Source organism: Caballeronia sp. (assembly GCF_049581465.1).
GTDB lineage: Bacteria > Pseudomonadota > Gammaproteobacteria > Burkholderiales > Burkholderiaceae > Caballeronia.
Window position 1 is genome coordinate 1 of sequence record NZ_JBAUSA010000525.1, and the last position, 4,622, is coordinate 4,622.

Consider the following 4,622-nt stretch of genomic DNA (forward strand, 5'->3'; position numbering starts at 1 on the left):
AGTGGGCGGCGTACACAGTCGCGAGCAACATGCGGCTCAAGCTCAGTCCTCGCAGGCTAACGAGCAAGCCACCATGAATACCTATTGGCATGCGTATGGCGCCTGCATGCAAGGGCGCGGATACACCGTGCAATGACGTAACTCAATGACGCAACTAACGCCGATCAATACGCGGGGAGAATGCCATGACTCGACAGACCACTAAGACGAGCAATTCTGCAAAGCAGTTTCGTGTCGCGATTGGCGCGCTATGCGTCGGCGTGACCTGCGCACGCACGGCGAACGCTACGGAAACCGGTATCGGCCGGCCGATGACCGGCATGCAGATAGCGCCCTATGCGGGCATCGTCCCGCCCACTTCCGACTGGATCTTGTCGATCACGTCGATCTATTACGAGGGGTCCCTTGGCAAGTCCACATCGATCCCGATTGCGGGCACGGTGTCGGCGGGCCTGAATTACCATATCTCGTACAACCTGATCAATGCCGTCAAGACCTGGGGCATCACGGCCGGAGGATGGAACTTTGCGTCGTCGTTCGGCGTTCCGGTTCAATACACGAGTGTCTCCTCGTACAACGGACGATTGCCTAGCGACAACGGGACCCAGTTCGCCGACCTGTTCTTTACGCCCGTTGTTGCGGGCTATCACCTGACGCAGACCGACCACATTGCGCTTAGCGTACAGATGTACGCGCCCACCGGCGCGTACAACCCAAATCGCCTCGCCAATGCCGGGCAGCATACGTGGACCTTCGTTCCGACGATCGCCTACACCAAGCTTCTTCCCGCTCACGAGATCGAGTTGTCGGCGAACTACGGCGTCGAATTCTATACATCGAATCCAGACACTGACTATCACAACGCACCTGTCAGCGTTCTCGACCTGCTTGCTATCAAGCGGTTCAAGGGCGGTTGGGGAGCGGGTGTCGTAGGCGGCTGGATCCAGCAACTCGGGGACGACTCAGGCGGCCTTGCAGACATCACGGGCGGCGCTCGTGGCCACTCAATCGGTATTGGCCCCATCGTTACGTGGTCGGGAAAATTGAGCAAGACGCCCGTGTCCGCCTCGCTACGCTGGGTCAACGAATTCGACGTCAGCAATCGGCCCAAGGGCAACGCTGTTCAACTTTCGGTCAACGCGACCTTTCAATGAAACCGGAGATCTTAGTGAGCGTGTTTATCGCAAATCTTGAGCGCCGCAGCGTGTGGCGCACCAGGCGGATTGCCGTCGCGTTCGCGACACTGGCCCTCTTCGCGGGAAGTGCTGGCGCGCAAGCGCCCTCTTCCGCAAGTGACCAGCCGGAAGCGACGCAACCGGAGATGCAACCTCAGGCGGTTACGGCGTTGAGAAAACTCGGCGAGTACCTGCGTACCTTGAAGAGCTTTCGTATCGATGCGGACAGTGTCACCGACGCGGTCCTCAGTACGGGCCAGAATGTCGGCTTCCTGCATCACACGGAGTTGCAGGTCGAGAGACCCAACAAAGTCCGGGCGCTGGTGACCGGCAACCGCGCGCCAAAGGGACTGGTCTACGACGGTCACACGTTCGTACTGTTTAACGATGCCGACCACTACTACAGCCGCGTGCCCGCACCGCCGACCATCGCGGAGCTCATGACCGATGCCGACAAGAAGTATGGGGTCTCGCTTCCGCTCACCGACCTGTTCTACTGGGGCGAGCATCCGGAGGACGAACAGTCGCTCACTACGGCGCTTTTTCTTGGACTGGACAAGGTAGATGGCAAATGGTGCAACCACTACGCCTACCAGCAACCGGGGCTCGACTGGGAGCTGTGGATCCAGGCTGGCTCGCGGCCACTGCCGTGCCGTTTCGTCATTGCGGACACAACCCAGCCATCGCGCCCGCAACACGCGATCAATTATCGCTGGACGCTCGATCCCAAGTTCGATGCGGCCACGTTCTCCTTCCATCCCGGCCCGGATGCGCACCAAATTGCACTCCGTCCGGCAATAACATCTAACGACAACAACGGAGGCGCGCAATGAAGCGATTGACGCAACTCACGGCTATCGCGTTGTCGATTGCACTCACGACAGCCGCCACGGCCACATTCGCATTCGGCTTTCGCGGGGGAGCGCGAACCAGCATCCATGGCGGGATGGGAGGAGGATTCCATGGTGGCGGCGGCGGTTTGCAGCACGGCGGCAATGTTGGCGCCCCTCCCCCGGGGAGCGGCGGCGGGCAACATGCTGGTGGAGGAGGTGGTGGACAACCGTCTCACGGTAATGGGGGCGGCGGAAGCAGCGGTGGTGGAAGCAATCACAACGGCAGTGGCGGAAGCAGCGGTGGCGGAAGCGATCACAACGGCGGTGGCGGAAGCAGCGGTGGCGGAAGCAATCACAACGGCGGTGGAAGCGGTGGCGGTGGCGGTGGCGGTGGCGATCACCACAACGGCGGGGGAAGCGGCGGTGGAGACGATCACCATGGCGGCGGCGACGATCACCACAACGGCGGCGGCGACGATCACCATGACGATAATCACCACCATGACGACCACTACCACGATGACGGCTGGTACGGCAATCCGGTCGCTGTTGGCGTCGCCGTCGGCGTAACGACCGCAGTCGTTGTGGGTGCGACGGTGGCATCGTTGCCGCCGAGTTGCAGTAGCATCGTCGTCAACGGCATTGCGTATCAGCAATGCGGCCCGAACTGGTATCAGCCGCAGTATGTCGGCGCGCAGGTTCAGTACGTCGTAGTCGCGCAACCACGTTGACCCGGTGAAGACGGAAAGCGGGATCGACTGTCCCGCCTTCCGTCCCAACCGAGGTCAACGTCCAGAGATATTCGGGAGATACATGCACCAACACGCAGTACTCCTACTGTGGCGCTTCAATTTCGGTATCGGGTCGCACGCGAGCGCGATTTGACCTTGGGTAACGACATCGCTCGCGGTCCTGGTCAAAACGCCTTTTACGTTCAGGCGCGCAAGCGCCTGACGATGACACTATGACCTAGTCACTGTGGAGGATGGCATGGACATGGAAATGGATATGGACCCGACGCTACGCATAGTGCGCGCGCTACGGCGTACCGCCGCCAACAGGCGCGTGCTGCCCTACGGCAAATTTCACGCGATGTTCGATCGTACGGTACCCCTCATCAAGCGCTATCAGGTGCTCGAGTCGGCAATCAATGCGCTCGGCGATGTGTCGAGCATCGACTATGGCGCGCTGCTCGCTTGCGACAACGGCTTGCCCGGACCGGATTTTTTCCAGCGATACCGCAGGCATCGCCTGGACGACTTCGTCGCCGTCATGGGCGACCCGCGCTTTTGCCGCCAGAGCCGCAAACAGCAACGCGTGCTGGCAGATCGCGAACGGGAGCGCGTGTATGCGCACGCCCGCCCGATCTCCGAGCTTGAAGATCAGCGGGAATGCGCATGAGCCAACATGAGTCACGGCAGGCGCCTTGACCCGGCCTGCCGTCATCGCAAGCAGCGTCACCAACAGCATCGACTTGCCTCCGACGCGATGATGGTGGTGCCGAGCATGCTTGCAACGCCGATGATCACGGACGGGCGGCGTCCGTGGCCGGGCGCCGCCACGGCGTCTCCGGCGACGTCTGATGAAGCTATTGACATAGGTTGACCTAAATGAAATGCCCGTGCCGGACCGTCAGCGGAGTCGTGCGAGGTTCCGCACGAAGCATCACCGCGCGGCGTCAGTCTGTCTGCACCAGTAGTCGAACGTGCCTTTGACGATCGACGGTTTGAGCAGGTAGTCGTGCGCATCACTGGCGAGTTCGTCGGACAGTGGCGTGAGTGGCCCGAAAGCACGGGCGCGGATTTGCATGCGCGCGGCGCGCTCCAGATACACCGACAGATAGGTCGCTTCTTCGACACTGTCGCCGGCGGTCAACTGGCCATGGTGCGCGAGCAGGATCGATCGTTTCTGACCTAACGCTTCGGTGATGACCACGCCTTCCTGATCGGCGATCGGCACGCCCGGCCAGTCCGCGAGAAACGCGCAGTCGTTGTGAAACGGCGTCATGTCCATTTGCGAGACGACCAGCGGCTGGCGCGCGGCCACCAACGCCGACACGTACGGCGAATGCGTGTGGATAAGGCAGTGGCGGTCCGGACGGCCAGCGTAGACCCAGAGGTGAAACCGCGTGGCCGGATTGGCCATGCCGGTGCCGGAGAGCGTATTCAGGTCCCGGTCGACCTCAATGAAATCGTCCGGCGTAGCCTCGTCGAAACCGAGACCGAACCGCAGCGTCCAGTACGCACCGGCGTGCGCTGAACGTGCACTGATCTGGCCGGCCAAGCCCGCTTCCTGACCCGTCATGGCCAAAATGCGGCACGCGTAGGCCAGCTTTTCCTGAATCGAGCGCTGCTGCGGCTTGAGATGTTCCTTCATCTCCCGCGTGGCACGTTCGTCGAAATACTCTTTAGCTCGTAAGTCCATACTGCCTCCTTTCATGGTCGGGCAGAACGAACAGCACGCTTGGGTGCATGAATAGCCTGGCTCAATGAGCCGGGCGATCCTGGCAGCGGCCGACGTTACACCGACGGAATGGCGCGCCATCTTCCGGTGGCGACGTAGAACGCAGTATGGGGGGACAAAGGAGCAGGAGCTATGACGCGGTGCTCATAGC

At 61.3% G+C, this 4,622-nt stretch carries 6 protein-coding genes; 5 read left to right on the top strand and 1 reads right to left on the bottom strand.

Annotation, left to right across the window (positions count from 1 at the left end):
* Nucleotides 1–185: 185 nt before the first annotated feature.
* From WCA53_RS12875 to WCA53_RS12895, 5 genes are all read left to right on the top strand, one after another.
* Nucleotides 186–1,154 (top strand): SphA family protein, encoded by a 969-nt coding sequence (locus WCA53_RS12875; RefSeq protein WP_423910405.1) that lies wholly within the window; start codon nt 186–188, stop codon nt 1,152–1,154.
* Between the two features lie 14 nt (nt 1,155–1,168).
* Nucleotides 1,169–2,008 carry a DUF2092 domain-containing protein gene (locus tag WCA53_RS12880; RefSeq protein ID WP_423910408.1) on the top strand — a complete coding sequence of 280 codons (840 nt, stop codon included), beginning with the start codon at nt 1,169–1,171 and terminating at the stop codon, nt 2,006–2,008.
* Entirely contained in the window at nt 2,005–2,739 is a 735-nt protein-coding gene (locus tag WCA53_RS12885) for a hypothetical protein (RefSeq protein ID WP_423910413.1), read from the top strand. The genes WCA53_RS12880 and WCA53_RS12885 overlap by 4 nt, the downstream gene beginning before the upstream one ends.
* Nucleotides 2,740–2,998: 259 nt before the next feature.
* Nucleotides 2,999–3,409, top strand: coding sequence for a hypothetical protein (locus WCA53_RS12890; protein WP_423910416.1), 411 nt, complete (start codon nt 2,999–3,001; stop codon nt 3,407–3,409).
* A 6-nt stretch (nt 3,410–3,415) separates the two neighbouring features.
* Nucleotides 3,416–3,613: a hypothetical protein gene (locus tag WCA53_RS12895; protein WP_423910419.1), complete on the top strand. Its 198-nt coding sequence runs from the start codon at nt 3,416–3,418 to the stop codon at nt 3,611–3,613.
* 60 nt (nt 3,614–3,673) lie between these two features.
* Here the strand turns inward: WCA53_RS12895 and WCA53_RS12900 are convergent, their stop codons facing one another.
* Nucleotides 3,674–4,432: an aldolase gene (locus WCA53_RS12900; protein WP_423910422.1), complete on the bottom strand. Its 759-nt coding sequence runs from the start codon at nt 4,430–4,432 to the stop codon at nt 3,674–3,676.
* Between the last annotated feature and the right edge of the window lie 190 nt (nt 4,433–4,622).

Excerpts from the sequence above, each read along its gene's own strand:
- WCA53_RS12875 (WP_423910405.1), top strand. The coding sequence starts at position 186 with ATGACTCGACAGACCACTAAGACGAGCAATTCTGCAAAGCAGTTTCGT.
- WCA53_RS12885 (WP_423910413.1), top strand. The coding sequence starts at position 2,005 with ATGAAGCGATTGACGCAACTCACGGCTATCGCGTTGTCGATTGCACTC.
- WCA53_RS12890 (WP_423910416.1), top strand. The coding sequence starts at position 2,999 with ATGGACATGGAAATGGATATGGACCCGACGCTACGCATAGTGCGCGCG.
- WCA53_RS12895 (WP_423910419.1), top strand. The coding sequence starts at position 3,416 with ATGAGTCACGGCAGGCGCCTTGACCCGGCCTGCCGTCATCGCAAGCAG.
- WCA53_RS12900 (WP_423910422.1), bottom strand. The coding sequence starts at position 4,432 with ATGGACTTACGAGCTAAAGAGTATTTCGACGAACGTGCCACGCGGGAG.